Raw genomic sequence first — 25,906 nt, 5'->3', positions numbered from 1 at the left:
AAAAGGTATACTAAATTTAGTGACTATGGATTGAGGGGGATATATTTTGGAACTTATTATACCGATTACTGGAAATGTGAAACATGCAATTACATTAGATCCTACTGTTTGGATATTTGATGATCGCCGTATTGATTTGGATGAATTTTTTTCAGAGGATTTTGTCGAAATAGATGAAATGGAAGAGTATAAAGAAAAAATGGGTAAACACTGGTCTAGAGAAATCATGGAAGGTGCCACGTACCCACCCACTTTAAAAAGTGAAAAAAGATATGAAAAAGATAAAATGCTGTCAAGCAGCTTTGGTATTGTATTGAAACCATTTATACACAATGCTGTTCCATCTGCAAATGCAACAATGTTTACACTCATTACAAAAGACGAAAAATACACGTATCCACTTGAGGAAGCAGCTAACGTAATTTTCAAATTCAGTCATAATGGTAAACCTCTTCGCGAAGACGGGCCTGTACATGTACTGTTTAAAGACGGGTCAAATCAAGATTCACCGATTCGTTATGTCCAAGCTATCCAAGTGGATTAAAGGAGAATTTCCAATGCGCGTTAAATGTGTCATATGTGACCAAAACGATCAATTAGAGGATGACAATCCGCTTGCTAAGAAATTACGAAACCGGCCCATTCATACGTATATGTGCCCTACTTGTAGAGAGCGGATCAGCAATTTGACAGAGAAACGAATCGCAACTGGTAACTTTGTTTTCCATCGTAGCTCAGATCCAACTGAAAAAGATTTTTAATCCAACTAAAAGACTCCGTTACTGAGTAACGGAGTCTTTTTTGTGTTCATTCATTCGTCGAACACGATAAATAATGAGAATGGCAGCAGCCACAAACAGTCCTTCTACGATTGGCAGGAAGAAAGCTAAGAATGTTAATGTTATACACCCGATGAATAAGAACGTATAGATGATAACATTTCGACCAAAACTAATCTTCCTTGCGAATCCGAGCTTATACACAATAGCAGACATGATGAAAACGAGCGCAAACAGAATATAGCCGGCTGTCGTGAAATTTGGCGCATACTCATAAATAATGCGCGCAGTTCCCGACAACCGATTGTAGACCATTTCTGAATCCTCTACTCTCATTCCATACATTCCCTTCTATCTTTATTATTCGCCAAGTTTTTTCTTTTTGTTTACGCGTTCGCGTTCATTCTTATCAAGAACTTTTTTACGTATACGAATAGATTCTGGAGTAACTTCACAGTACTCGTCATCACCAATATATTGCAACGCTTCTTCAAGCGACATAATACGTGGCTTTTTCGTTGTAACAGTTTGGTCTTTCGAAGCCGAACGTACGTTAGTAGCATGTTTGATTTTCGTTAAGTTAATTGTCAAATCGCTATCACGGTTACTTTCCCCGACTACCTGACCAGCATAGATTTCTGCACCTGATGCAACAAACATCGTTCCACGGTCTTCGAGTTGCATAACACCATAACCAGTTACTGTACCGTTCTCCATAGATACAAGAACTCCGTGACGTCTGCCACCGATTTTACCAGTAGTGACCGGCTTATAGCTGTCAAACGTATGGTTTAAGATACCATATCCACGAGTCAATGTAAGGAAATCTGTTGTATAACCGATCAATCCGCGAGCGGGTACTAAGAAGATCAAGCGTACTTGTCCGTTACCGTTATTGATCATATCCAACATTTCACCTTTACGTTCACCAATAGATTCAATGATGGATCCAGTATGTTCTTCCGGAACATCAATTTGAACGCGTTCGTAAGGCTCGCTACGCTTACCATCGATTTCGCGAATGATTACTTGTGGCTTGGAGACTTGAAGTTCGAAACCTTCACGACGCATATTCTCGATAAGAATAGACAAGTGAAGTTCTCCACGTCCAGATACGATCCATTCGTCTGGAGAATCTGTTTGGTCTACTCGTAATGAAACGTCCGTCTCTAGCTGTTGATCCAAACGCTCTTGAATCTTACGTGAAGTGACCCATTTCCCTTCGCGACCAGCAAATGGACTATTATTAACTAAGAAACGCATTTGAAGCGTTGGCTCATCGATGTGGAGTGCAGGAAGCGCTTCTTGATGATCAGTTGGACAAACTGTCTCACCGACATCAATGTCACCCATTCCTGAAACGGCTACGAGGTCGCCTGCGTATGCTTCTTCAACTTCGACTCTCTTCAAGCCTAGGAAACCGTATAGTTTCGTCACACGTAAGGTCTTGACAGATCCATCACGCTTAAGAACTGCGACTTGTTCTCCAACTTTCATCGTTCCACGGAAAATACGTCCGATTCCGATACGACCAACGTAGTCGTTGTAGTCAAGTAGAGATACTTGGAACTGAAGCGGCTCGTCACGATTGTCGATTGGTGATGGTATGTTTTCAAGAATGGATTCATAAAGAACACGTAACGTGTCTTCTTGTGTTGCAGGATCTGGAGAAAGGCTCGCAGTACCATTGAACCCAGAAGCAAAAACAACCGGGAATTCCAATTGCTCATCATTCGCATCAAGCTCGATGAATAATTCAAGTACTTCGTCTACTACTTCCTCTGGTCTTGCGAAATCACGGTCAATTTTATTTACAACAACAATTGGCTTCAAGTTTGTTTCCAAAGCTTTTTTCAAGACGAATCGAGTTTGTGGCATACATCCTTCGAATGCATCAACCACTAAAATTACGCCGTCTACCATGCGCAAGATTCTTTCTACTTCGCCACCAAAGTCAGCGTGTCCTGGTGTATCCAAGATGTTGATTTTTGTGTCATTATATTCAATAGCAGTGTTTTTAGCTAGGATCGTAATTCCTCGCTCACGCTCAAGTTCGTTCGAGTCCATTGCACGTTCATCTACGTGCTCATTCGACCGGAAAATACCGGATTGTTTAAGTAATTGGTCGACCAATGTCGTTTTACCATGGTCTACGTGGGCAATAATTGCAATATTTCTAAGATCAGTACGTTCGTTTGTCATTTTTTCACTCCGTTTATCTTTATTTCAGATGTTCAACTGTGTTATTATAGCACAAGATAGTTCAATTAAATAACATTTTAATTTATATGGAGGGATTTTTTTGAAAGACATTAAGTGGATTTTCGTAATTTATTCACTCGGCGCCGTACTTTCCATGTCCGCAATTGGTATTGGAGTAGGTATGCGTAGCCTACTAGTTGTCGTCCTTGCCATTGTCGCTCTAATTTTAATAATGGGTAACGGATTCAAAACAAAAGCACGTATGCGTAGAGAAGGCACGCTATAAATAACTCAAAGGGACTGTACATTAAACCGTTTTGGTTTAACAAACAGCCCCTTTTTTATTTTAGTCGGATATAATTTGATAAAATTTCCTCATGTAATCCCGGACGTGTGACAATAAATGTGTCAGATCCAAGTAGATGTGGCGTCTCACCTTTTAAATTCGTTGCTACAGCCCCTACTTCTTGCGCAATGACAATTCCCCCAGCGATATCCCAAGGCGCCAGTCGCATAGAAATATACGCGTCAATCTTACCAGATGATACATACGCCAGCTCAATCGCTGCTGAACCATATGATCGCGTTCCGCGGCAACGTGTGACGAGCTCAATAATTTTTTCGTTTTCTACGCGATGATTTGGCGCAACCCAGCTAGCATTGATGCCGATGATTGCTTCTTCAAGTGGAGTAATTTCCAGTTGCGGTAGACGCTCATCATTGAAATAAGCACCTTCACCTTTCGCTGCATGGTATAACTCATCCCGCATTACATCATATATGTAGCCCAGCATCCCCACGCCGTCTACATAAATCCCCAATGAAATCGCAAAGTTTCTTCTCTGATGGATAAAATTCATCGTTCCGTCTATTGGATCTAGGAACCAAACTACTCCGTCAAGCGAAGAAATTTCATCTCCAAATCCCTCTTCTGAAACCATTTTATGCTCAGGAAAATCTTGTCTTACCCGTTCAATAAAAAAGCTTTCCACTTCTCTATCAATATTGGTAACTAAATCATTAGCGTCTGCCTTTGAATCGATGTCAATTGTACTAAAAAAAGACACTCGTATTTTGTGGCCAGCCTCTTTGATTAACGATTTCGCATATCGATCTATCGCATTAAGATTCATTCTGCCACCTCTTCCCACTCCGACTATCGCTAGTATAACACAGAGGCAACGGAACGAAAAAGATAACAGTGATAGGATATTAAGTAAAAAGACACCCCGTCACATTTTCTTCATTTCTGAAGTAAATGGGGATGTCTTTTTACTAAACCGTACTTACATCGAAAAAACATTAAGTGTCTCCAATTCATTGTGAATTTCTGTCAATCGTAGTTTACTTTTATCAACTTGAACTGTGTCTTGGTCTTGTAGTGCGTCGTATAGAGTAGCTAATTCATAATCCAATTCCAATTGTAAAGTTCTCACATATTCTCTCTCAACATCTTCTTTTCGGATAAAATGAACGACCTGTTTCATAAGTAGCACCCCTTTTAGTTAATATTTGACTCTAACCGTCTTATTAGTAAGATATGCGAAAATTCCGACTTTTATTGGTTAGAAGCCTTGTTATTTTAAATTATTCCCCGTTTACTGATAAGATAAACGTAGTCACTACAAACTGGAGGAGATTTTCTTGATTCAGTCTTATTGGTCATCAAATGATTTTGATGTTTTCACCGTTGATGGCTTGGATAATCGCATGAAAGCTTTGCAGGAAAAGATACAACCAAAATTCATAGAATTAGGAAATCATTTTGCACACCGCCTTTCCGCACACGGTACGGGTGAGTTTTTTCCACATGTTGCAAAACACGCAAGACGAACTGTAAATCCGCCACGGGATAGTTGGGTGGCATTCGCTCCTGCTAAGAGAGGCTATAAAGCGTTACCTCACTTTCAGATTGGCTTGTGGGGCACACATTTATTCATCATACTGGCAATTATTTATGAAAATCCCGATAAAAAAGGAATTGCTACACGTTTAGAAAAAGAAATGAACGTAATGACTTCGTTGCCAAAGGATTTTGTTATATCTGGAGATCATATGAAGCCTGAAGCCGAGCGAATTGGTGAAGTAGGTACAGAAGGACTTGAGAAGTTGCTGGATCGTCTGCAAACTGTGAAAAAAGCAGAGTTTTTAGTTGGTCGTCACCTTTCAAGAGATGAAGTATCCAAAATGAGCGAAAAGCAATTTTATGAGTATGCAGAAGATACGTTTACCAAATTATTACCTGTTTACGATGTAGTTATTGATTCTTTTGATTGAAAATAAAAATCGCGCGAAATAGCACCGCCGGTCGATGTCCGATGCAGAGGATTTTCCCTCATGATCAACTAATTTGGCATTCAGGGCAAATCATCCATCACATGTGAGAGCAAAATAAAAGACACCCATTGAGACAGGTGTCTTTTGCTTTGATTATTTTTTCACCTTTAGCAGTTCGCCAGGTTTACTCTCTTTAGCCGCCTTCACTACGCGAAATGCTACATAGTCACTACTTTCCTCGAATTCCTTGCACAACGTTTTTTCTTCAGCCATGGATGGAACCACACTTTTGAAAGCTCGATAATATCTCATAAATTCGTCACGTTCGATATTCGATTCATACGCTTGCTCTACTTTTGTGAAAAAATCGATCACCTTAACAATCTCTTCTGTTGACCAATCCGCACGTAGCGGATATTGATAACCTGCCATTTACTTCTCTCCTATCTGACACTCCATTTTTCTCGTATTGTTAACGCTTCATTTTTCATTCGTTCAAACAATTTGGCGACACTTGGAACATCCTCGATCATACCCGCTACTTGGCCACCCCAACCAAAGCCTTGATCATTCATACCATCGTGAATGAATTTACGATTGGCATCTCCGCTAATAAATGCTTTCAGCCCTTCGTAACCGGCATCTTCCGCTTCTAATTTTAGAATCTTCTCTGTCCACTCATTCGTTAATGCACGTGCAGGTGCACCGATTGTCCGTTTGATAATCGTCGTGTCCTGTTCACTACTTGCTAAAAGAGTTTCTAGATAAGCAGGTGATGCATCGACACATTCTTTCGTCGCTATGAAACGAGTGCCCATCTCGATCCCTTCTGCCCCGAGTGCTTGTGCTGCCATCCAGCCCCGCCCATCTCCAATACCACCTGAGCCAATGACGGGTATAGTAACGGAATCTACAATTCTTGGGATTAATACCATCGTACCAATATCATCGCGGCCTAAATGTCCGCCGCCTTCTTGTCCAACTGCTATGACAGCATCCGCGCCAATCTCTTCAGCTTTTTGTGCTTGCCTTCTAGCCGCCACTAACACCATCTTCTTCACATCAGTACCTGTTAACATTTCAAATAGTGGCGCAGGATTTCCCCCGGTAACCGATATAATATTGATGTTTTCTTCCAATGCAGCTTCCACCATTGCTTCATACGATCTACCATGATTACCAATGGCAAAATTTACACTAAAGGGTTTATTTGTCTTTTGGCGAACTTTGCGGATTTCTTCTTTCAATGCTTCAGGCGAAGTTAGACTCATCGCTGTAATTTGGCCAAGTCCGCCTGCTTCCGAAACGGCAGCAGCCAGGTCTGAATAAGCCAGATATGCAAGTCCTCCTTGCACAATCGGATAATCAATTCCAAACAGTTTTGTCACTCTAGTTTCCCACATGAAAATCCCCCATTTTTCCATAATGTAAAAAGGCCCATGAGAAAAAATCCCCATGGGCTGTTCAATTCTAGCTGTTTTATTTCGTCATCATGTGAATTGGCTTACCAAGGGCAACTTCCGCTGCTTCCATGGAAATCTCGCCTAATGTAGGGTGAGCATGAATCGTCATAGAAATATCTTCAAGTGTCATACCTGCTTCAATCGCTAGACCAAGTTCTGCAATCATGTCAGAAGCATTTTCCCCAACGATTTGAGCGCCAAGTAATAAGCCGTCTTCTTTGCGGCCTACAAGCTTCACGAAACCTTCTGTAGCATCCAATGAAAGAGCACGGCCGTTTGCTGCAAACGGGAACTTACCGCTTATTACGTCATATCCTTCATCTTTTGCTTGCTTTTCGTTTAAGCCTACAGTTGCTAGTTCAGGATCTGTGAAGCATACAGCTGGAATCGCCATATAATCTACTTCAGATTTTTCTCCAGCAATAGCTTCTGCTGCAACTTTTGCCTCGTAAGAAGCTTTGTGCGCAAGCTGAGGTCCCGCTACGATATCACCGATTGCATATACATTCGGTAGATTTGTACGGCATTGCTTGTCCACTTCGATCAAACCGCGGTCCGTCATGTTCAAGCCAAGACTTTCCAAACCGATTTCATCTGTATTCGGACGACGGCCCACCGTTACAAGAACGTAGTCCGCTTCAATTTTCACTTCTTCACCTTTAGCTTCGTAAGTTACTACGACACCATCTTTAGTTTCTTCAACGCCCTTAGCAGATGCTTTTACAACTACTTCAACGCCTTTTTTCTTCAAGCCTTTTTTAACGATTTGCGTCATTTGTTTTTCGAAACCAGCAAGGATATCATCCGCACCCTCAAGAATGGTTACTTCAGATCCTAGATTAGCATAAGCAGATCCAAGTTCTGTACCAATATAACCGCCACCGACAACGACAAGCTTTTTCGGTAATTCTTTCAAACTTAGAGCACCGGTAGAATTGATTACACGGTCTGTAAATTTGAATGAAGGGATTTCAACTGGGCGTGCACCCGTTGCGATGATAACGTTGTTGAATTTATAGGTTTGAGCAGAGTTGTCTGTCATCACACGTACAGTGTTCGCATCCACGAAATACGCTTCACCTGCAACAGTTTCTACTTTGTTTCCTTTAAGCAAACCGGATACGCCGCCCGTTAACTTAGACACAACACTTTCCTTAAACTTCATAGCTTTAGAAAAGTCTAGTTCGACAGATTTCGCAGTGATTCCCATAGCATCTGCATTCTGAGCATCCACAAAGCGGTGTCCAACAGAAATCATTGCTTTAGAAGGAATACATCCAACGTTCAAACAAACGCCGCCGATTGTATCTTTTTCTACGATTGTAACTTTTTGACCAAGTTGAGCTGCGCGTATTGCTGCCACATATCCTCCTGGGCCTGAACCTACTACAAGTGTGTCAACTTCAATTGGAAAATCTCCTACTACCATTGCTTTACGCCTCCATTAATAAAAGTGATGGATTACTTATTAATTCCTTAAGATAGTTTAACGCTAATTGCCCCGTTACGCCATCAATCACTCTGTGATCAAATACTAATGATAATGCTAACATAGGTGCCGCTACAATTTCACCATTTTTCACAATAGGTTTTTCAGAAATTCTTCCAATACCTAAAATAGCTACTTCTGGATGGTTAATGATCGGTGTAAACCACTGTCCACCTGCAGAACCAATGTTCGTGATCGTACATGATGCACCTTTCATTTCTGCTGCTTGAAGTTTTCCATCGCGCGCTTTTCCAGCAAGCTCATTCACTTCATTTGAAATAGCAAACATGGACTTGCGATCAGCATTTTTAACGACGGGTACCATTAGACCGCGATCTGTATCTGCTGCAATTCCGATATTATAGTAGTGTTTTTGAATTAATTCTTCTGTTGCATCGTCTAATGACGTGTTCAGTTGAGGGAACTCACGCAATGTTGCTACAAGCGCTTTTACTACATACGGAAGATACGTTAACTTAACATCTTTCTCCGCCGCAATTGCTTTGAATTCTTTTCGATGTGCAACTAGTGCAGTAACATCCACTTCATCTAACAATGTAACATGTGCCGCTGTGTGTTTTGAATTTGACATTGCTTTTGAGATGGCTTTCCGCATAGGAGACATTTTCTCACGAGTCTCTGGGAATTCACCTTCAAAGATAGGCGCTTGCTTCTCTGGAGTACCAGGCGTTGCCGCGTCTTGCTGGGATTGGGTCTTTTCTTCAACAGATGGTTGTTGACCTCCCGCTTTAAATGAATCTATATCTTCTTTTACTACACGGCCGTTTTTTCCACTCCCTGCAACTTGCGCTATCGCTACATCGTGTTCTCGTGCATATTTACGAACAGATGGCATCGCGATTACTCGGCGATTTTCATCGATTTCACTAGTAGTTGTCTTGGTAGTTTGTTGTTTTTGCGGTTCTGCGGATTGTTGTTCTCCAGATGCTTGTTCAGGTTTCTTGGAATCTACGCTACCAAGTGCTTCCCCTACTTGTTCATGAGACTTTTCTGCACTCGCTTCTTCATTAGAAGAGTCCGTACCTTCTTCATCGTCTTCATGATCTGGAATACCATGATCCGGTGCATCAAAACGCACTAATTTATCACCAACAACTGCTACAGTACCTTCAGTAACATAAATTTCTTCTACTGTACCTGATACAGGTGATGGAATTTCTACTACGGATTTATCATTTTGTACTTCTAGTAATGTATCATCTTCTTGGATTTCATCGCCTGGTTTTACGAACCACTTGACGATCTCCCCTTCGTGTATACCTTCACCAATGTCTGGTAATCGAAATTCATAAGTCACGTAATTCACCCTTCCTGGATTGTCCGACTAGTATTTAGAATGTAAGAACTTCTCTTGCTTTCGCTGCAATGTCTTTGGCATTAGGCAACCAAGTGTTTTCGCCTGCCGCAAACGGATATACCGTGTCTGGTGCCGTCACGCGCAGCACTGGAGCTTCTAGGCTCAAAATAGCGCGTTCAGTAATTTCAGCTACAACGTTAGCAGCAATTCCCGCTTGCCGCTGAGCTTCTTGTACGACGATTGCGCGATTTGTTTTTTCAACGGATTGAATGATTGTTTCTATATCAATAGGCTGAATCGTACGTAAATCGATGACTTCCACTGAGTAATTTTCTTTTTCAAGCGCTTCAGCAGCTTTTAAGCTTTCCTGCACCATTGCACCATATGTGACAATCGTCAAATCTTTACCTTCACGCTTAATATCAGCTTTTCCTAAAGGAATAGTATATTCTTCTTCAGGAACTTCTTGTCTGAATGAGCGATATAGTTTCATATGCTCCAAGAAAATTACGGGATCATCACTCTTGATTGCAGATATAAGTAATCCTTTTGCATCGTACGGAGTAGATGGGATAACCACTGTTAAACCAGGTTGTGATGCCACTAGACCTTCTAAGCTGTCTGCGTGCATTTCTGGAGTGGCTACACCGCCACCAAATGGAGCACGTATCGTAATCGGTGCATTGAAATGGCCACCTGTTCTAAAGCTCATTCTCGCAATTTGTCCACTCACTGAATCCATTACTTCAAATAGAAAACCGAAGAATTGAATTTCCATAATAGGACGAAAACCAGTAAGTGCTAGGCCAATTGCCAATCCACCAATACCAGATTCAGCTAGCGGCGTATCAAATACGCGCTCCTCACCGAATTCTTTATGAAGGCCTTCCGTCGCACGGAAGACACCTCCGTTTGCGCCTACGTCTTCACCGAATAGCAATACATTTTCATCCGTTTTCAGCTCAGTACGAAGCGCATCTGTAATCGCTTGAATCATTGTTAATTCTGCCATGGATTATTTCGACTCCTTTCCAGCATACGCATCTAATTGTTCTTGTAAGTTAAATGGCATTTCGCCTTTATACATAATCTTCATAAAGTCTGTCGCTTTTTGTTTAGGCTGTCCATCTGCTTTTTTGATAGCTTCTTTAATTTCTTCTTTCGCACGTTCAATTACTTTTTCCTCTTGTTCTTTAGACCAAATACCTTTGGCTTCCAAATATGTTCTAAAACGCACGATCGGGTCACGTTTTTCCCATTCATTATCAATATCCGATGTACGGTATCGTGTCGGATCATCACCAGCCATCGTATGAGGTCCATAACGGTAACACATTGTTTCGATCAACGTTGGTCCATCTCCATTGACTGCACGTTCTCTTGCATCACGTGTTGCCACATATACTGCCAATGGATCCATTCCATCTACCAGTACACTTGGCACGCCTGCCGCTACACCCTTTTGAGCGAGTGTTTTTGCTGCTGTCTGTACATCACGATGTGTGGAAATCGCATATTGGTTATTCTGAATGACGAAGATAGCAGGTACTTTATAGGCCCCTGCAAAGTTCAATCCTTCGTAGAAATCACCTTGTGATGTTCCGCCATCACCTGTGTACGTAATGACAACTGATTTTTGCCCTTTTTTCTTAAAGCCTAGACCTACACCAGCAGCCTGGACATATTGTGCACCAATGATGATTTGGGGTGGGAAAATATTAAGCCCATCAGGAATCACACTTCCTGCATAATGCCCTCTTGACCATAGAAATGCCATATGCAACGGCCAGCCATGGAATAATAACTGAGGAACGTCACGATATCCAGGGAGAATGAAATCATCTTTTTCCAACACATATTGAGAAGCTAACTGGGAAGCTTCTTGTCCTGCCGTAGGAGCATAAAATCCGAGACGTCCTTGTCTATTTAAAGAAATGGATCGTTGGTCAAGGATACGTGTATAAACCATGCGATTCATCAATTCCACTAATTCTTCATCGGGAAGTTTCGGATCCAAGTCCTTGTCTACGATTTTTCCTTCTTCATTCAATATTTGTACCATATCAAATTGACTTTCAATCAGTTGAAGCGCTTTCACAGGATCATACTGATTACCTTTTTTAGCTACCATATCTTGATCTCTCCTTCATATCTGTATTATATCGATTTCAAATAAAGTTAATACAACTTCTTATAAATATTAGTATACGCAAAACTGAGCACTTGGTCAACCATTGTAATCAAAGACTTCTTAGTCTTTTTTATATTTTTCTAAAAATATACTGTACTAACACAATATCCATTCTGTGTTGGTACAGATATGTTTTTTCTTAACTTGCACTCAGCATTCCGCAGCCTTAAAATTCATCATTAGATATCCATACAGCAACTCAGATTACAGCCTCATTCGCATTCTTGATCTGCTCCAACAATCGATTATGGCGTACTACTTGTTCCTTTTAATAGTATTTACTCCATACTTTACATTTCCTTTTTAATGTGTTTCTAAACTTTTCAAAGCACGAGCAGCTAATCTGTTTACTTCCCTAGTCGCTTCATTAAATTCTATAAGTGATTGTTGACTGGAAGTGATTAACTCGTTTACTTCATTGACTTGTTTTTGAAGTTCATGCTCACGGATAGAGTGATCTTCAATTTGCGTATATAATTGCGTCTGACTATCTATCAACTTTTTATACTGCATGATGAACGTCTCATGTATATCCGAACGTTCATAAAGTGTTTCAATTACTACACCTAATTGATCATGTAAATCCATCTGCTCCATCCATTCAGACATACGGTCTATCTCTTTCTTCGATTCGCGTAAAGAATTTTCCTCTTTTTCTACTAGCAGAGCCCGTTCATGTGCAGACTTCTTCATCGCAACCACACGCTGTTTCACTTCTTGATATTGCTGTTGAGTCAGTTCCATGGTCTCAACAAATAAGACTTGTTCCTTCTGTTCTTTCTCAAGTAACTTCATCCCAAAGTTGTTCCCTTGTTTTTCTTTTTCATTCACAGCCACAAGTAAATCTGTAAGTTGTTGAGTTACTTCAGACTCTTTGGAACAACCAGTTAGTAGAAGGAATATGAACAATAAACAAATTACTTTCTTCATTAATTACCCTCCTGATACTTTATATACTTTTTTCTTTCACCATTTTTATCATTCGTCTATACTGTATAAGAGGAAATTGTTTTTTACGATTATATCCCTTACTGCACGTCTGTTACCAGTTTATTGCAGATTGTACTATACCTAATATATCCGAGAGGAAGAGTAGAAATGATTTTAATGAATGATATTATCCGAGAGGGTCACCCGACGTTGCGTCTAAAAGCAAAAGAGGTGAGCTTTCCTTTAAGTAACGAAGACCGTCAATTATGCGATGATCTGTTGGAGTATGTAGTCAATAGCCAACATGATGAGTTGGCAAAAAAATACGGTTTGCGTTCGGGCATCGGATTGGCTGCACCACAAGTGAATGCATCCAAAAGAATTTTCGCCCTGCATATTCCTGACGGCGAGGTTCTATTGGAAGACTTTATAGCGATTAACCCTAAGATCATTAGCCATTCCGTAGAAAAAACATATATAGAGAACGGTGAAGGCTGTTTATCGGTAGATCGTGAAGTGCCTGGGTATGTTCCGCGTTACGCAAGAATTACCGTAAAAGCTTTCGATAAGGAAGGCAACGTAATCAAGAAACGTTTAAAAGGATTGCCCGCCATTGCGTTCCAACATGAACTTGATCATTTGAATGGCATTATGTTCTATGATCATATCGACAAAAATGCCCCTTACAAGGAGATTGCCGGTGCCATAGCATTCGATAGAGAGTAAAGCTCTTATACTTGACAGACCGATTTTTTTCTGTTATAGTCTTGTCAAGGAGTGATGATGCCATGTATAAACGTCTAAAACGCAAACTGCTAAGACGACTTAATGGCCTGCTCGGTAAAAAGACAATTGCTTAGACTTTTACGCCCGCCAACTAAATTGGTGGGCTTTTCTTTATTTTAGGGAAATTGCATGCTATTATTGATGATATGTATTATTAGGAACGTAAAAAGGAGAGTTAAACATGATTTTCAAAGTATATTACCATTTAAACGTACATGAAGTTCCAGTCCGCGAGAACACACTCAGCTTGTATGTAGAAGCTGAAACAGAAAAAGAAGTCCGTGATCAATTAAAAGGTCGCGATCTGATGATTGAATACGTACAAAAGCTGGAGGGCGAGCATTTAGCATACGAACAAGCCTCCCCAGACTTTCGCGTTGAGCAGGTCTAATCAATGAAATCTATTAAAAACAATGAAACAGCCGTTTTTGCCCTAGGCGGACTAGGTGAAATCGGTAAAAATACGTATTGTGTACAATTCCAAGATGAAATCATCATTATTGATGCTGGAATCAAGTTTCCTGAAGACGAATTGCTAGGTATTGACTATGTAATTCCAGATTACACTTACCTCGAACGCAATATCGATAAAATTAAAGGACTTTTCATCACACATGGTCACGAAGATCATATCGGTGGAATTCCCTATCTATTACGCAAAGTGAACGTTCCCGTCTATGGCGGTAAACTAGCAATTGGTTTACTTCGCAATAAGTTGGAAGAACACGGATTATTGCGCACTACGGAAATTCATGAAATTGAAGAAGATGATTTTATTAAATTCCGTAAAACTGCAGTGTCCTTCTTCAGAACTACGCACAGTATTCCTGATGCATTCGGTGTAGTGGTCAAAACTCCATCGGGTAACATCGTCCATACAGGTGACTTTAAGTTCGACTTTACGCCTGTCGGTGAACCTGCTAACTTGCATAAGATGGCGAAAATCGGTAGCGAAGGTGTCCTTTGTTTATTATCAGACAGTACAAACGCAGAAGTACCTAACTTCACGATGTCTGAACGTAAAGTTGGAGAAAGCCTGAACGATATTTTCCGTACTGTAGATGGTCGGATTATTTTCGCTACATTCGCTTCGAATATCCATAGATTGCAACAAGTGATTGAATCGGCGCAGATATTTGGCCGTAAAATCGCTGTCTTCGGTCGTAGTATGGATAATGCAATTACTATCGGTCGCGAACTCGGTTATATTGACGCTCCAAAAGATTTATTCGTAGATGCTCAATCACTCAACCGACTTCCAGCTAATAAAGTGATGATTTTATGTACGGGTAGCCAAGGTGAACCGATGGCTGCACTATCTCGTATCGCAAACGGTACGCATAGACAAGTACAAATCCAACCTGGTGATACCGTTATTTTCTCATCTTCACCTATTCCAGGAAATACACTTAGCGTGAACAAAGCGATTAATTCATTGTTCCGTGCAGGTGCAGAAGTTATTCATGGTCCTTTAAACAACATCCACACGTCCGGTCACGGGTCACAGGAAGAGCAAAAGCTTATGTTGCGTTTAATCAAACCTAAATACTTCATGCCAATCCACGGGGAATATCGCATGATGAATATGCACTCTCAACTTGCTGTAGACTGTGATGTCGAACCTGATAACATTTTCATTATGGGTAACGGTGATGTACTTGCACTCACTGACTCAACCGCAAGACTTGCTGGACGTGTACCGTCAGGCGATGTTTACATCGACGGAAGCGGCATCGGCGATATCGGTAACGTTGTACTACGTGACAGACGAATTCTCTCTGAAGATGGTCTGGTCATCGTTGTAGCAACCATCGACACCAAAAAGAACCGCTTAGTATCTGGTCCCGACCTGATCTCACGCGGATTCGTCTATATGCGGGAATCAGGCGCTATGATAAACGAAGCACAATATATGCTTTCGAAAACATTACAGCGCAAACTGGTTGCTAAACCTGATTCCATCAACAACCTAAAAGGCGACATCATCGATACACTCGTTCCGTATTTATACGAAAAAACGAAACGTAAACCGATGATCCTTCCTGTAATTATGGAACTCTAAAAAAACATACAAAAAAAGCAAGTGCACTTTAGCACTTGCTCCAAACTGAAGGCAACTCCGATAAATCAGGGGTTGCCTTCAGTTTTTTATTTGGATTTTTTTATAATATCTTTTAACCATTTACTAGATGTTCCAAGTTGAAAAACAACACTAGTTGATCGACGTTCTCCTCTTCTTCCACTTTCTATTCATTAATGCAATGCTCTCCGTTCAAACCGATGAATATCCAGATCAGAACCAATCACAATCAACACATCATTAACTTCTATTTGCTCAATCGCTTGCGGAGAAACTAGTATATGTGTGCCACGCTTGATCGCTACAATATTCACACCGTACTTGGCACGAATGTCTAAATCGATCAGCGAAGAACCTGCGATGTGATTATTAGCTTGAATCTCCACGATCGAGTATTCGTCGGATAACTCTAGATAATCCAAAATATTATTTGAGACCAAGTTATTTGCAATACGCTTCCCCATATCTCGCTCAGGGTGAACGACTTGGTCCGCTCCAATTTTCCGCAATACTTTTTCATGATAGTCATTTTGCGCTTTCACAGTAATACGTTGTACACCGATTTCTTTCAAAATCAGCGTAGTCAAAATACTCGCTTGTATGTTTTCTCCTATTGCGATCACCACATGTTCGAAATTCCGTATGCCTAATGAACGCAATGCCGCTTCGTCGGTCGTATCGACAGCTACAGCTTGCGTGGCAATATTCGCAAATTCCTCCACGCGTTCTTGTGACTTATCGATCGCCATAACATCAGCTTCCAGTTCAATTAGTTCTTTAACGATACTGCCACCAAAACGACCTAAACCAATTACTACAAATTCCTTTTTCATCTCATTACTCCTCGCCATTGCGAATAGTCACATGTCTTATCGCAATCCCATTTTAAATTTCAGGAATAACTCATTATACACTCCAAGTGTTTCTAAACCTAAATTTTCATACACTTCAAGGTTTTTCCTCGCCTCTTCATCAGGGTAAAATCGTTCATCACTTGTAATATCTTCATCCATAAATGACAATGCTGCAGTATTCGGTGTAGAATACCCCACGTATTCTGCGTTTTGCGCTGCCACTTCAGGATCAAGCATGAAATTAATAAATTTATATGCACCTTCAACATTCGTAGAGGTTTTCGGGATGACAATATTATCAAACCATAAGTTCGAACCTTCATTTGGCACGATATAATTAATGTCGTCGTTTTCAGAGATCATATCTGCCGCCTGGCCAGACCACGTGAGCGCAACGGATGCTTCGTTATTGATCATGAGTTGGGTAACTTCATCACCTATAACCGCTTTAACATTCGGACCCATCGTTTCCAGCTTGTCTGTTGCCTGTTTTAGTTCCTGCAAACTAGTTGAGTTCAATGAGTAGCCGAGTGAATTCAATGATATTCCGATCACTTCACGCGCACTATCTACCAAAATGAGCTTCTGTCTCAATGAAGCATCCCATAAACTTTCCCAACTCTCAAACGTCTGACCTTCCAATAAGGATGCATTATATGCGATACCCACAGTTCCCCAGAAATACGGAATCGAATATTGATTGTCTGGATCAAACGGCAAATTCATGAAGTATGGATCGATGTGTTGAACGTTCGGAATTTTCGAGAAATCCAGTGGCAGTAAAAGATCCTTCTCTTCCATCATCTGCACTGCATATTCAGACGGGACTGTCACATCGTAAGCAGTTCCCCCTTGTTCGATTTTCCCCATCATTCCTTCATTGGAATCAAATGTTTCATAAATCACTTTGATGCCTTCTTGTTCCTCAAATTGCTTCAGAAGATCCGGGTCAATATATTCGCCCCAGTTGTATACCGTAATCGTATCTTTACCCGCACTCCCCGCTTTATGCTCGAGCTGATAATTGGCAAACAACAGGAGACCAGAAACGAGTAAGATTACAAACGCACTATTTATTAATCCTTTCATTTTTTCACCCCCTGAGGTGATTTTGCTTTATTACCGATAATATAATAACCCAGTACTAGAATTATTGTGAGTAAGAAAATCAATCCGGATAGCGCATTGATTGTTAACGTGATTCCTGTGCGTGCCATCGAGTAAATTTCCACGGACAATGTCGAGAATCCATTTCCTGTTACGAAAAAAGTAACTGCAAAATCATCCAATGAATACGTTAACGCAAGAAAGAACCCTGCGAAAATTCCCGGCTTGATATAGGGCAATATAACACGCGTCAGTATATCTTTACGTGAAGCTCCTAAATCCCGCGCTGCATCTATTAACGTAGTACTCATTTCTAGCAACTTGGGCAACACCATAATGACGACGATCGGTATACTAAAAGCGATATGGGAAATGAGCACTGAAGCAAAGCCCAATTTCACACCGATCAGCGTGAATAAGATTAAGAAAGATGCACCGATAATTACATCAGGACTGACAATCAATATATTGTTCAGAGATAATACGGCCTGACGCGCAGATTTATTTTTCATAAAATAAATGGTAAGTGCACCCATCACGCCGATTGTAGTGGATAGTAAGGCGGATAATAATGCGATAATGACCGTATTCAAGACAATGATTAGAAGTCGCGTATCTTGAAATACCGCTTGATAGTGATCTAAAGTAAATGATTCGAAATTCGACATCCCGTCTCCGGAATTAAATGAATAATATATGAGATAAAAAATAGGAGCATATAAAATTACAAAGACTGCTGCCAAATAAACTTTCGGCAAGATCCCCAGTTTCTTCATTTAATGATGCCCCCTTTTTTTCCAGACGTCAGTACCATAATTAAGAACATGAAAATGATTAGAAAGACAGCAATCGTGGAACCCATTCCCCAGTTTTGTGTAACGAGGAATTGTTGCTCGATCGCGGTTCCAAGTGTAATTACTTTATTACCAGCAATTAAACGAGTAATCATGAATAGGGATAAGGCCGGTATGAATACAACTTGTATACCTGATTTCACACCATCCGTAGTCATTGGCCAAATCACTCGTTTAAATGTTACCCATGCATTCGCCCCTAAATCCTTGGATGCATCCAATAAAGTAGGATTGATTTTATCCAAAGAGTTAAAAATAGGCAATATCATAAATGGAATAAATATATACACGGAAACAAACACGAAACTAAAATCGGTGAATAATATTTGCTGACTGCCTATACCGACAGTTTCCAAAAAGGCATTAATGGGTCCATAAATCCCCATCAACCCAATAAATGCATAGGTCTTCAACAATAAATTAATCCACGAAGGTATGATAATGAGTAATAACCACAACTGCTTATGCTTCGTCTTAGTTAAGAAGTAGGCTGTCGGATAGGATATCAATAAAGCAAAAAAAGTTATGAGAAATGCATACCAAAACGAACTCATTGTTAATTTGAAATAAATCGATGAAAAGAAGTTTCGATAGTTAGCCAACGTTAAATGACCCGATAAATCAAAAAACGAGTAATACACAATGACAGCAATCGGTGCTAGCACAAATAATAATAACCACGCTGCATACGGTGTGGCATATATAAAACGTAACGGGTTTTTATTCCTCATCTTCCGCCACTCCAAACGATTCCAGACGTGCATCAAAGTCCGCTTCAGATTCATTCAGACGCATAACATGAATGTCTGCCGGTTCAAAATCCAAACCGATTAACGTCCCTACATCCGCTGGTTTAGTTGAATGGACTAGCCACTCATTACCGTCAGAATCATACGTTGATAGTTCATAGTGTACTCCACGAAATAATTGCGTATCTACAGTGACAGTTAACCTTCCTTTTTCGACGGTTGTCATTTCCAAATCCTCAGGACGAATGACGATATCCACTTTTTCATTAGGATAGAATCCACCATCTACACACGGAAACTGTTTGCCAGTAAATTCCACTAGATAATCTTCAACGATTCTCCCTGTGACTATATTCGATTCGCCAATAAAGTCTGCTACAAAACGGTTAATGGGCTCATCGTAAATATCAATCGGCGTCCCCGACTGTTGAATTTCACCGTTATTCATAACAAAAATTTCATCGGACATCGCAAGTGCTTCCTCCTGGTCATGCGTAACAAAAACAAATGTTTTGCCAAGACGCTGCTGGAGCTCTCGCAATTCATATTGCATTTCAGAACGTAATTTCAAATCTAACGCCGACAATGGCTCGTCTAGTAAAATCACTTCAGGATCATTGATGATCGCTCTAGCAATCGCAACGCGCTGACGCTGCCCGCCGGACATTTCAGTTATTTCACGGGATTCGTATCCCTCTAAATTCACGAACTTCAACGCTTCTTTTACTCGGCGATCCACTTCATTTTTTTTCACTTTTTTAATGCGTAAACCAAATGCAACATTTTCATACACATTCAAATGAGGAAACAATGCGTAATCTTGAAATACCGTGTTCACTTGACGTTCATTTGCGGGTACAGAGTTGATCTTCCTTCCATTGAAGAAGATCGATCCATCCGTCGCTTCCGTAAAACCAGCGATCAAACGTAAAATAGTCGTTTTTCCACAGCCTGAAGGTCCAAGTAATGTATAAAACTTACCGCGTTCCATTTCAAATGAAACACGATCGAGAACAGTTGTAGATTCATTATAGCGTTTTGTAACATTCTCAAAACGAATAATCGGTTCAGTAGTCAATAGGTTTCCTCCTTGCATACCATATTATTTCTTATAATAAATGAATAGTTGTAAACTTACTCATTATACCCAAAATGATAATGAAATCAACTATCATTTTATGTCGAATAACAAAACAGCCCACAGGAAAATAGTCATGAAAATTGTTTTTTCGCAAATGACATAGTAGAATGAAACCATATATTGAGGAGGGATTCAGTTGGAAGACCATTTATTTTTTTATCTGGACTCTGATGACAAGCGGAATCGAAAAGTCGACCCCGCAACAAGAGAAAATCATCTAGAAGGAATTTTTCTAGTACAAAATAAGAAAATACGAACGTGGAAAGAGATGGCTTCTCATTGCGTAGAATGCATGGAACCATTACATTATAGCGATGAATTTGACGCACGGTACTGCAAAGATTGTGATGAATGGCGAGAATTGATATGTGATCCTAATTGTAAAACATGCCAAACACGCCCTATGAAACCTTCTGACTGTAAACAAGACTTTGAGTAATCAGATGCTCAAATCCTAAATATATGAAGTTTATCGCTCTTTATAATAATTATTATTATCTTCGAGTCATTCTAATTGAATTTAACTTGAAACTTTGTTATTCTAGATAAGAATTGTGCAACACAGTCATGTGGTTGTACAAAAGACTAATTGGAGGTTTTATATAATGGCTGAACGTATGGTAGGTAAACAAGCTCCAGATTTTACAATGGAGGCAGTACTAGCTGACAAATCTTTTGGTAAAGTTAGTTTACAAGAGAACATTAAAAACGACAAATGGACAGTTCTTTTCTTCTATCCAATGGACTTCACTTTTGTATGTCCAACAGAAATCACTGCAATGTCGGATCGTTACGATGAGTTCGAAGACTTGGATGCAGAAGTAATCGGTGTTTCTACTGATACTATCCACACTCACCTAGCTTGGATCAACACGGATCGTAAAGACAATGGTCTTGAACAACTAAAATACCCACTTGCAGCGGATACTAACCATTCTGTTTCACGCGACTACGGTGTATTGATCGAAGAAGAAGGTATTGCATTGCGCGGCCTTTACATCATCAATCCTGAAGGCGAACTTCAGTATCAGACAGTATTCCACAACAATATCGGTCGTGACGTGGACGAAACTCTTCGTGTACTACAAGCACTACAAACTGGCGGTCTTTGCCCAGCAAACTGGCGTCCAGGTCAAAAAACTCTTTAATTTTTGGACAACCATCCCCACGCGTTACACTAATCGTGGGGATTTTTTTATCAACTACTATATACACCCACTTAGCTAGGAGGAATTCTTGATGAAATTACGTGAACAAATGCCTGAACTTCAAGGTGCTACAACTTGGTTGAATGGTGAAACTTCCAAATCGGAACTTGTTGGAGAAAAACCGACACTTGTACACTTCTGGTCTGTTAGTTGTCATATGTGCAAAGAAGCGATGCCGGATGTAAACAATTTCAGAGATCGATACAAAGATGAACTGAATGTTGTGGCTGTACATATGCCTCGTTCAGAAGATGATGTCGATTTGGAACAAATCAAGGAAGTAGCAGCTGAGCATGATATTACACAACCGATTTTCGTTGATAGCGAATTGAAGTTGAACGATGCATTTGAAAACCAATACGTCCCTGCCTACTATGTCTTTGACAAAGATGGTGCATTACGTCACTTCCAAGCAGGCGGTAGTGGTATGAAAATGCTTGAAAAACGTGTGAATCGTGTACTAGATGAAATGAAAAAAGAAGATTAATTGTACCAACGACTCTTGCTTTAAGGGAGTCGTTTTTTCATATCCCTTTTCCTCAAAACACTCCGTAGCAAACACAATACAAACATTGTCGATTTTTTTATGATACGATTAGTAAAAAGTTTTTTGGAAAGCGAGTTGCCGAATGAACAAACTATCTACACAAATCGCACTTTATATTTTAATGTTCAATATGTTCATCGCTATGGCTGGTGTCGGCTTGATCATCCCCATAATGCCCGAATTCCTAGGTACTTTTGGAGTTGCAGGACGCGCACTCGGACTATTGATTGCCATGTTCTCCTTTGCACAATTTATTTTTTCTCCTATTGCAGGAAATCTCTCAGATAAATACGGCAGAAAAAGCATTATTGTTTTCGGCTTGATTATTTACGGATTTTCTCAATTAGCTTTTAGTTTATCAACTGAACTATGGATGCTCTATCTCGCACGATTCTTTTCCGGCTTCGGTGCCGCCTTTATTATTCCACCTACTATGGCATTTGTGGCGGATATTACATCCCCGAAAAACCGCGGTCGCGGAATGGGATTACTTGGCGCTTCGATGTCTTTAGGTTTTATGATAGGTCCCGGAATTGGCGGTTTTCTCTCTAATATCAGCTTATACTTCCCTTTCTACTTTGCAGCAGCGGCATCCATGGTAGCAGCGGTTGTATCTTTATTACTGCTACCTAACCCTAAGCCCGTATTGCAAGGAGCTGCAACGAATGAAAACATCTTTCAGCAAATGCGTAGATCTACGCAAACGTCGTATTTCGTCATGCTGATTGTCATGTTTGTATTTTCTTTTGGATTAGCTAATTTCCAATCAACCATTTCGTTGTATGTAGATCAAAAATACAATTACACACCTTCCCAAATCGCAGTCATCATTACGGTTGGCGGATTTGTCGGGGTCATCATCCAGACATTTGTCATCGATCGTTTGTTCAAACGTTTTGGTGAAATGCGTGTCATTCTCATCAATTTAGTCATAGCTGCTTTCGCTATGTTAGGTATTTTATTCGTCAACACATTCTTCACTATTCTATTGGTAGCAACGATTTTCTCAACTGCCACTTCATTGTTGCGACCAGCAGTCAACACCTTAGTCTCGAAACTAGCCGGTAAAGAGCAAGGGTACGCAGCTGGGATGATGAATGCCTACATGAGCCTCGGAAATATGATCGGTCCAGCTACAGCGGGATACATATTCGATATGAATATGGAATCACCCTATATAGTCGGCACAATCATTCTCCTACTTTGCTTTATTCTCGCTTTATACTGGGCAAGAAACAACAAGTCACTTATAGAATCTGCAAGAACTTCTTAAATAGTGTCACGATAGCAGCCTATAACAAAAATAAATAAAGAAGAGACTGAGACATAACTATCTCACCCCGTTTCCTTGCACTCCGAAAGGCATACTTTCCGAGGGGCGTGGCTTGAGCCGCTTCCTTCGCTTTGCTACGTCCAGGGTCTCAAGACGCACGCTGATCCCTCAGGAGTCGGTCTTTCTCCGTTCCGGTACACTCTGATACTCTAAAAAATATTTGCTGATAGAACAGAAAAAAGCGTAAAGGACTCATTGCCCTTACGTTTTTTCTGTTCTGTCCCAACCTCTTTTTTTACTGATCTTTTCTCAATAACTCCGCGTACTCCTGTACGATATCTACAAATGCCTTCACTTGCTTCAATTCAAACGTAGAGCCATAACCAATTAGCCATGTATCACGTGTCAGTTCAAACTCTTCTTCGCTATTCAGCAGTGGTATTAGATTGACTTTTTCATCGCCCGATAATGTGATGGAAGGCAGTATGGCATAGCCAATACCTTTCAACGCGAGCTGCTTGCACATTTCAATCTGATCCACTACGATCTGACGGCTTGGATTTTGATTGAAGTGTTTGTTCCACCAGCGTTGAATTTCCATATAATAGTTCGAATCACTTTTATACTGAATAAAATGGCGGTTGGTGTCTTTTAATTCATCAATTGTCGAGATTTCAGAATCCACTAGATATAGCTGATCACGGAATAAATAGACACGATTACTTTTCCAGTCCGTTTGCCCTCTAACGATACCGATATGCGCTTCTCCTTCGTACAAAGCTTTGGAGATTTCCGAACTCCATCCCGTCATCAATGAAATCTTGGCATCAGGATAAAGTGCTACATAGTCTTTTAATACTTGAGGCAACCAAGTCTGACCGATAATCGAGGCACAGGCAATCTTCAATGTGCCATGTACTTTATCTTCAAGGGAGGCGATCAATTCCATCGTCTCATCTTTCTTTGCCAAGGATTCCTTCGCATAGTTAATGACGTGTTCACCTGCTGGCGTTGGTTCCAGACCTTTTTGTGAACGGATGAACAACTGCATGCCCCATTCTTTTTCAATCGTCTGAAGGCGTTGTGACAAAGCAGGCTGAGACAAATGCAAGCGTTCTGATGCTTTACGCATGTTGCCCTCTTCAGCCAATGCTTTGATAATATCCAGTTCAATTGTTGACATGATCCTGCACCTTCCCCCGTGGAATTCGTAAAATCAATAATAAACTGATGACGGCAAATAGAGTAATTGCTATGTACACCCAGTGCAAGGAGATGTCTAAACCGCTTTGTAAACTGACTAGCTCTTGTGATGTAATCATTGAGCGTCCGTCTTTCGTTAACAATGTATTGACGTCATCAATCGTGTAAGGCAATTTTTCTTTGGCAAAATAGGCAATAAGTGTAGCATTCAAAATGGCTCCAAACACAGAAGCACCAATTGTATTGCCAAAATTTTTCATAAACATATTAGTGGCAGTAGCCGAACCTCTTTGTTGGCGCGGCACAGCTCCTTGAATCGTTACAATGAAGGATGTATTAGTCAGCCCCATTCCAACACCAATGAAGAAGCTAGAACATCCCGCCCATACCGGTCCCAGCGTCGCGTTCATGAAGACAAACATCGTTGTGCCAATTACAAGGGACACGCCACCGATAAACGATACGAGAAACGGGCCGAAACGTATGAGTAAATGCCCCGCCAATGAGGAAGCCAAAGGCCAGCCTATTGACATAGCAGTTAATGTGAAACCTGCTATGATCGCTGGCTGCTCCATAATTCCCGATACATAAGTAGGTAAATAAGAAGAAACCCCTATTAAAATAACTCCAGTAGTTAGCGAGACAAGATTCGCATATAAAATAACGGGATTTTTCCAAATGCTAAAAGAGATAAGTGGATCTTCCGCCAGCTTTTCTTGTCTGAAAAATAACCAAAATGAAATTCCACAAAGTACGATTAAAGCAACACCGAAAACTGAAAAACGGCCAAACCCTTGACCTCCTTCTACCAACCAGATTAAGATCGTCGACAATGCAGATGTCAGGAAAAACGCACCTTTGTAATCGACAGAAGCTTTTTGGGTTTCTTTTGGTTCATGCAAAAAGAAATAAATGACACCCATCGAAAGCAGTCCAAGTGGTACGTTCACCCAAAATATATATTGCCAGCTAACGTATTGCACAATCAATCCACCAATAACAGGACCTAAAACTGCAGAAACGCCCCATACACTCGACAAATACCCCTGTATTTTCGCACGTTCTTCTGTTGAATAAATATCACCAATGATCGTAGTCGCAATGGGCATAACGGCTCCCGCTCCCACACCTTGTATGAGACGATAGACAATCAATTGTTCCATAGAGACGGCGAATCCACAAAGTATGGAACCAATCAAAAAAATCGTCAAGCCCATAAAAAAAATCGGCTTTCGACCAAATAAATCGGCTAACTTTCCATAAATCAATACCGTCACAGTACTCATTAATAAATAAGATGAAAATATCCAACTATATCGCGAAAACCCACCTAGTTCAGAGGCGATAGTCGGCATCGCAGTAGTAACAATAGTCGCTTCCACTGCCCCCACAAACATAGCGAGCATAACAGCAGCGAGCACAAAGGGCCGATTAGTTTCTTTACGCACAGCTATT

General features: G+C 40.6%; 28 protein-coding genes. 10 read left to right on the top strand and 18 right to left on the bottom strand.

Features of this window, described 5'->3' with window-relative positions:
* Positions 1 to 46: 46 nt before the first annotated feature.
* Together SporoP8_RS14250 and SporoP8_RS14245 are read left to right on the top strand one after the other, a co-directional pair.
* Complete coding sequence (locus SporoP8_RS14250; protein WP_085133127.1) at positions 47 to 544, top strand: hypothetical protein; 498 nt, start codon at positions 47 to 49, stop codon at positions 542 to 544.
* Positions 545 to 557: 13 nt separating this feature from the next.
* On the top strand, positions 558 to 761 hold the full coding sequence (locus SporoP8_RS14245; protein WP_085133126.1) for a YlaI family protein: 204 nt from the start codon (positions 558 to 560) through the stop codon (positions 759 to 761).
* An 18-nt stretch (positions 762 to 779) separates the two neighbouring features.
* Here SporoP8_RS14245 and SporoP8_RS14240 read toward each other — a convergent pair whose 3' ends face one another.
* Positions 780 to 1,115: a YlaH-like family protein gene (locus SporoP8_RS14240; protein WP_332308439.1), complete on the bottom strand. Its 336-nt coding sequence runs from the start codon at positions 1,113 to 1,115 to the stop codon at positions 780 to 782.
* 24 nt (positions 1,116 to 1,139) lie between these two features.
* Positions 1,140 to 2,981, bottom strand: coding sequence for a translational GTPase TypA (gene typA, locus SporoP8_RS14235; protein WP_085133124.1), 1,842 nt, complete (start codon positions 2,979 to 2,981; stop codon positions 1,140 to 1,142).
* A gap of 100 nt (positions 2,982 to 3,081) precedes the next feature.
* Here typA and SporoP8_RS14230 point away from each other — a divergent pair, with 100 nt between their 5' ends.
* A complete protein-coding gene (locus SporoP8_RS14230; protein ID WP_085133123.1) occupies positions 3,082 to 3,267 on the top strand; it encodes a YlaF family protein in 186 nt (61 codons plus the stop codon).
* Positions 3,268 to 3,322: 55 nt separating this feature from the next.
* Here SporoP8_RS14230 and SporoP8_RS14225 read toward each other — a convergent pair whose 3' ends face one another.
* Together SporoP8_RS14225 and SporoP8_RS14220 are read right to left on the bottom strand one after the other, a co-directional pair.
* Positions 3,323 to 4,114 carry an inositol monophosphatase family protein gene (locus tag SporoP8_RS14225; RefSeq protein ID WP_085133122.1) on the bottom strand — a complete coding sequence of 264 codons (792 nt, stop codon included), beginning with the start codon at positions 4,112 to 4,114 and terminating at the stop codon, positions 3,323 to 3,325.
* Positions 4,115 to 4,267: 153 nt separating this feature from the next.
* Positions 4,268 to 4,468: a hypothetical protein gene (locus SporoP8_RS14220; RefSeq protein WP_085133121.1), complete on the bottom strand. Its 201-nt coding sequence runs from the start codon at positions 4,466 to 4,468 to the stop codon at positions 4,268 to 4,270.
* Between the two features lie 160 nt (positions 4,469 to 4,628).
* On the opposite strand from SporoP8_RS14220, the gene SporoP8_RS14215 reads away from it, so the two are divergent.
* Positions 4,629 to 5,258 (top strand): YktB family protein, encoded by a 630-nt coding sequence (locus SporoP8_RS14215; protein ID WP_085133658.1) that lies wholly within the window; start codon positions 4,629 to 4,631, stop codon positions 5,256 to 5,258.
* A gap of 153 nt (positions 5,259 to 5,411) precedes the next feature.
* Here SporoP8_RS14215 and SporoP8_RS14210 read toward each other — a convergent pair whose 3' ends face one another.
* The 7 genes from SporoP8_RS14210 to SporoP8_RS14180 form a co-directional block, all read right to left on the bottom strand.
* Positions 5,412 to 5,690, bottom strand: a complete 279-nt coding sequence (locus tag SporoP8_RS14210; protein ID WP_085133120.1) for a UPF0223 family protein — start codon at positions 5,688 to 5,690, stop codon at positions 5,412 to 5,414.
* Between the two features lie 11 nt (positions 5,691 to 5,701).
* Positions 5,702 to 6,661: an NAD(P)H-dependent flavin oxidoreductase gene (locus SporoP8_RS14205; RefSeq protein ID WP_085133119.1), complete on the bottom strand. Its 960-nt coding sequence runs from the start codon at positions 6,659 to 6,661 to the stop codon at positions 5,702 to 5,704.
* A gap of 76 nt (positions 6,662 to 6,737) precedes the next feature.
* A complete protein-coding gene (lpdA, locus tag SporoP8_RS14200; protein WP_085133118.1) occupies positions 6,738 to 8,150 on the bottom strand; it encodes a dihydrolipoyl dehydrogenase in 1,413 nt (470 codons plus the stop codon).
* 4 nt (positions 8,151 to 8,154) lie between these two features.
* A complete protein-coding gene (locus tag SporoP8_RS14195) occupies positions 8,155 to 9,528 on the bottom strand; it encodes a dihydrolipoamide acetyltransferase family protein (protein WP_085133117.1) in 1,374 nt (457 codons plus the stop codon).
* 34 nt (positions 9,529 to 9,562) lie between these two features.
* Positions 9,563 to 10,540 carry an alpha-ketoacid dehydrogenase subunit beta gene (locus SporoP8_RS14190; RefSeq protein ID WP_085133116.1) on the bottom strand — a complete coding sequence of 326 codons (978 nt, stop codon included), beginning with the start codon at positions 10,538 to 10,540 and terminating at the stop codon, positions 9,563 to 9,565.
* Positions 10,541 to 10,543: 3 nt separating this feature from the next.
* Positions 10,544 to 11,659, bottom strand: coding sequence for a pyruvate dehydrogenase (acetyl-transferring) E1 component subunit alpha (gene pdhA / locus SporoP8_RS14185; protein WP_085133115.1), 1,116 nt, complete (start codon positions 11,657 to 11,659; stop codon positions 10,544 to 10,546).
* A gap of 363 nt (positions 11,660 to 12,022) precedes the next feature.
* Positions 12,023 to 12,649, bottom strand: a complete 627-nt coding sequence (locus tag SporoP8_RS14180) for a YkyA family protein (RefSeq protein WP_085133114.1) — start codon at positions 12,647 to 12,649, stop codon at positions 12,023 to 12,025.
* A gap of 168 nt (positions 12,650 to 12,817) precedes the next feature.
* Between SporoP8_RS14180 and def the strand changes: the two genes are divergently transcribed.
* From def to rnjA, 3 genes are all read left to right on the top strand, one after another.
* Positions 12,818 to 13,375 carry a peptide deformylase gene (gene def, locus SporoP8_RS14175; protein WP_085133113.1) on the top strand — a complete coding sequence of 186 codons (558 nt, stop codon included), beginning with the start codon at positions 12,818 to 12,820 and terminating at the stop codon, positions 13,373 to 13,375.
* A 241-nt stretch (positions 13,376 to 13,616) separates the two neighbouring features.
* Positions 13,617 to 13,826 (top strand): DNA-dependent RNA polymerase subunit epsilon, encoded by a 210-nt coding sequence (locus SporoP8_RS14170; protein ID WP_085133112.1) that lies wholly within the window; start codon positions 13,617 to 13,619, stop codon positions 13,824 to 13,826.
* Between the two features lie 3 nt (positions 13,827 to 13,829).
* On the top strand, positions 13,830 to 15,497 hold the full coding sequence (gene rnjA / locus SporoP8_RS14165) for a ribonuclease J1 (protein WP_085133111.1): 1,668 nt from the start codon (positions 13,830 to 13,832) through the stop codon (positions 15,495 to 15,497).
* Between the two features lie 191 nt (positions 15,498 to 15,688).
* Here rnjA and SporoP8_RS14160 read toward each other — a convergent pair whose 3' ends face one another.
* Genes SporoP8_RS14160 through SporoP8_RS14140 form a run of 5 tightly spaced genes read right to left on the bottom strand, consistent with a single transcriptional unit; the run spans position 15,689 to position 20,157 of the window.
* Positions 15,689 to 16,348, bottom strand: coding sequence for a potassium channel family protein (locus tag SporoP8_RS14160; RefSeq protein ID WP_085133110.1), 660 nt, complete (start codon positions 16,346 to 16,348; stop codon positions 15,689 to 15,691).
* A 36-nt stretch (positions 16,349 to 16,384) separates the two neighbouring features.
* Positions 16,385 to 17,458 (bottom strand): ABC transporter substrate-binding protein, encoded by a 1,074-nt coding sequence (locus tag SporoP8_RS14155; RefSeq protein WP_085133109.1) that lies wholly within the window; start codon positions 17,456 to 17,458, stop codon positions 16,385 to 16,387.
* Positions 17,455 to 18,252, bottom strand: coding sequence for an ABC transporter permease (locus SporoP8_RS14150; RefSeq protein WP_085133108.1), 798 nt, complete (start codon positions 18,250 to 18,252; stop codon positions 17,455 to 17,457). The genes SporoP8_RS14155 and SporoP8_RS14150 overlap by 4 nt, the downstream gene beginning before the upstream one ends.
* Positions 18,249 to 19,061, bottom strand: a complete 813-nt coding sequence (locus SporoP8_RS14145; protein ID WP_085133107.1) for an ABC transporter permease — start codon at positions 19,059 to 19,061, stop codon at positions 18,249 to 18,251. Before SporoP8_RS14145 ends, SporoP8_RS14150 begins: the two co-directional genes overlap by 4 nt.
* Positions 19,051 to 20,157 carry an ABC transporter ATP-binding protein gene (locus SporoP8_RS14140; RefSeq protein ID WP_085133106.1) on the bottom strand — a complete coding sequence of 369 codons (1,107 nt, stop codon included), beginning with the start codon at positions 20,155 to 20,157 and terminating at the stop codon, positions 19,051 to 19,053. The genes SporoP8_RS14145 and SporoP8_RS14140 overlap by 11 nt, the downstream gene beginning before the upstream one ends.
* Before the next feature lie 668 nt (positions 20,158 to 20,825).
* On the opposite strand from SporoP8_RS14140, the gene SporoP8_RS14130 reads away from it, so the two are divergent.
* From SporoP8_RS14130 to SporoP8_RS14120, 3 genes are all read left to right on the top strand, one after another.
* Positions 20,826 to 21,368 carry a peroxiredoxin gene (locus SporoP8_RS14130; protein ID WP_085133104.1) on the top strand — a complete coding sequence of 181 codons (543 nt, stop codon included), beginning with the start codon at positions 20,826 to 20,828 and terminating at the stop codon, positions 21,366 to 21,368.
* 91 nt (positions 21,369 to 21,459) lie between these two features.
* A complete protein-coding gene (locus SporoP8_RS14125; protein ID WP_085133103.1) occupies positions 21,460 to 21,915 on the top strand; it encodes a TlpA disulfide reductase family protein in 456 nt (151 codons plus the stop codon).
* A gap of 142 nt (positions 21,916 to 22,057) precedes the next feature.
* Positions 22,058 to 23,248 (top strand): MFS transporter, encoded by a 1,191-nt coding sequence (locus SporoP8_RS14120; protein WP_085133102.1) that lies wholly within the window; start codon positions 22,058 to 22,060, stop codon positions 23,246 to 23,248.
* A gap of 295 nt (positions 23,249 to 23,543) precedes the next feature.
* Here the strand turns inward: SporoP8_RS14120 and SporoP8_RS14115 are convergent, their stop codons facing one another.
* Together SporoP8_RS14115 and SporoP8_RS14110 are read right to left on the bottom strand one after the other, a co-directional pair.
* Positions 23,544 to 24,431 (bottom strand): transcriptional regulator CcpC, encoded by an 888-nt coding sequence (locus tag SporoP8_RS14115; RefSeq protein WP_085133101.1) that lies wholly within the window; start codon positions 24,429 to 24,431, stop codon positions 23,544 to 23,546.
* Positions 24,418 to 25,857 (bottom strand): MDR family MFS transporter, encoded by a 1,440-nt coding sequence (locus SporoP8_RS14110; RefSeq protein ID WP_198166126.1) that lies wholly within the window; start codon positions 25,855 to 25,857, stop codon positions 24,418 to 24,420. The genes SporoP8_RS14115 and SporoP8_RS14110 overlap by 14 nt, the downstream gene beginning before the upstream one ends.
* Positions 25,858 to 25,906: the final 49 nt, after the last annotated feature.

It is taken from the genome of Sporosarcina ureae, assembly GCF_002101375.1.
Taxonomy (GTDB): domain Bacteria; phylum Bacillota; class Bacilli; order Bacillales_A; family Planococcaceae; genus Sporosarcina; species Sporosarcina ureae_B.
Note: the sequence above shows the minus strand (reverse complement) of the source record. Positions and strands in the feature narration are given on the sequence as shown.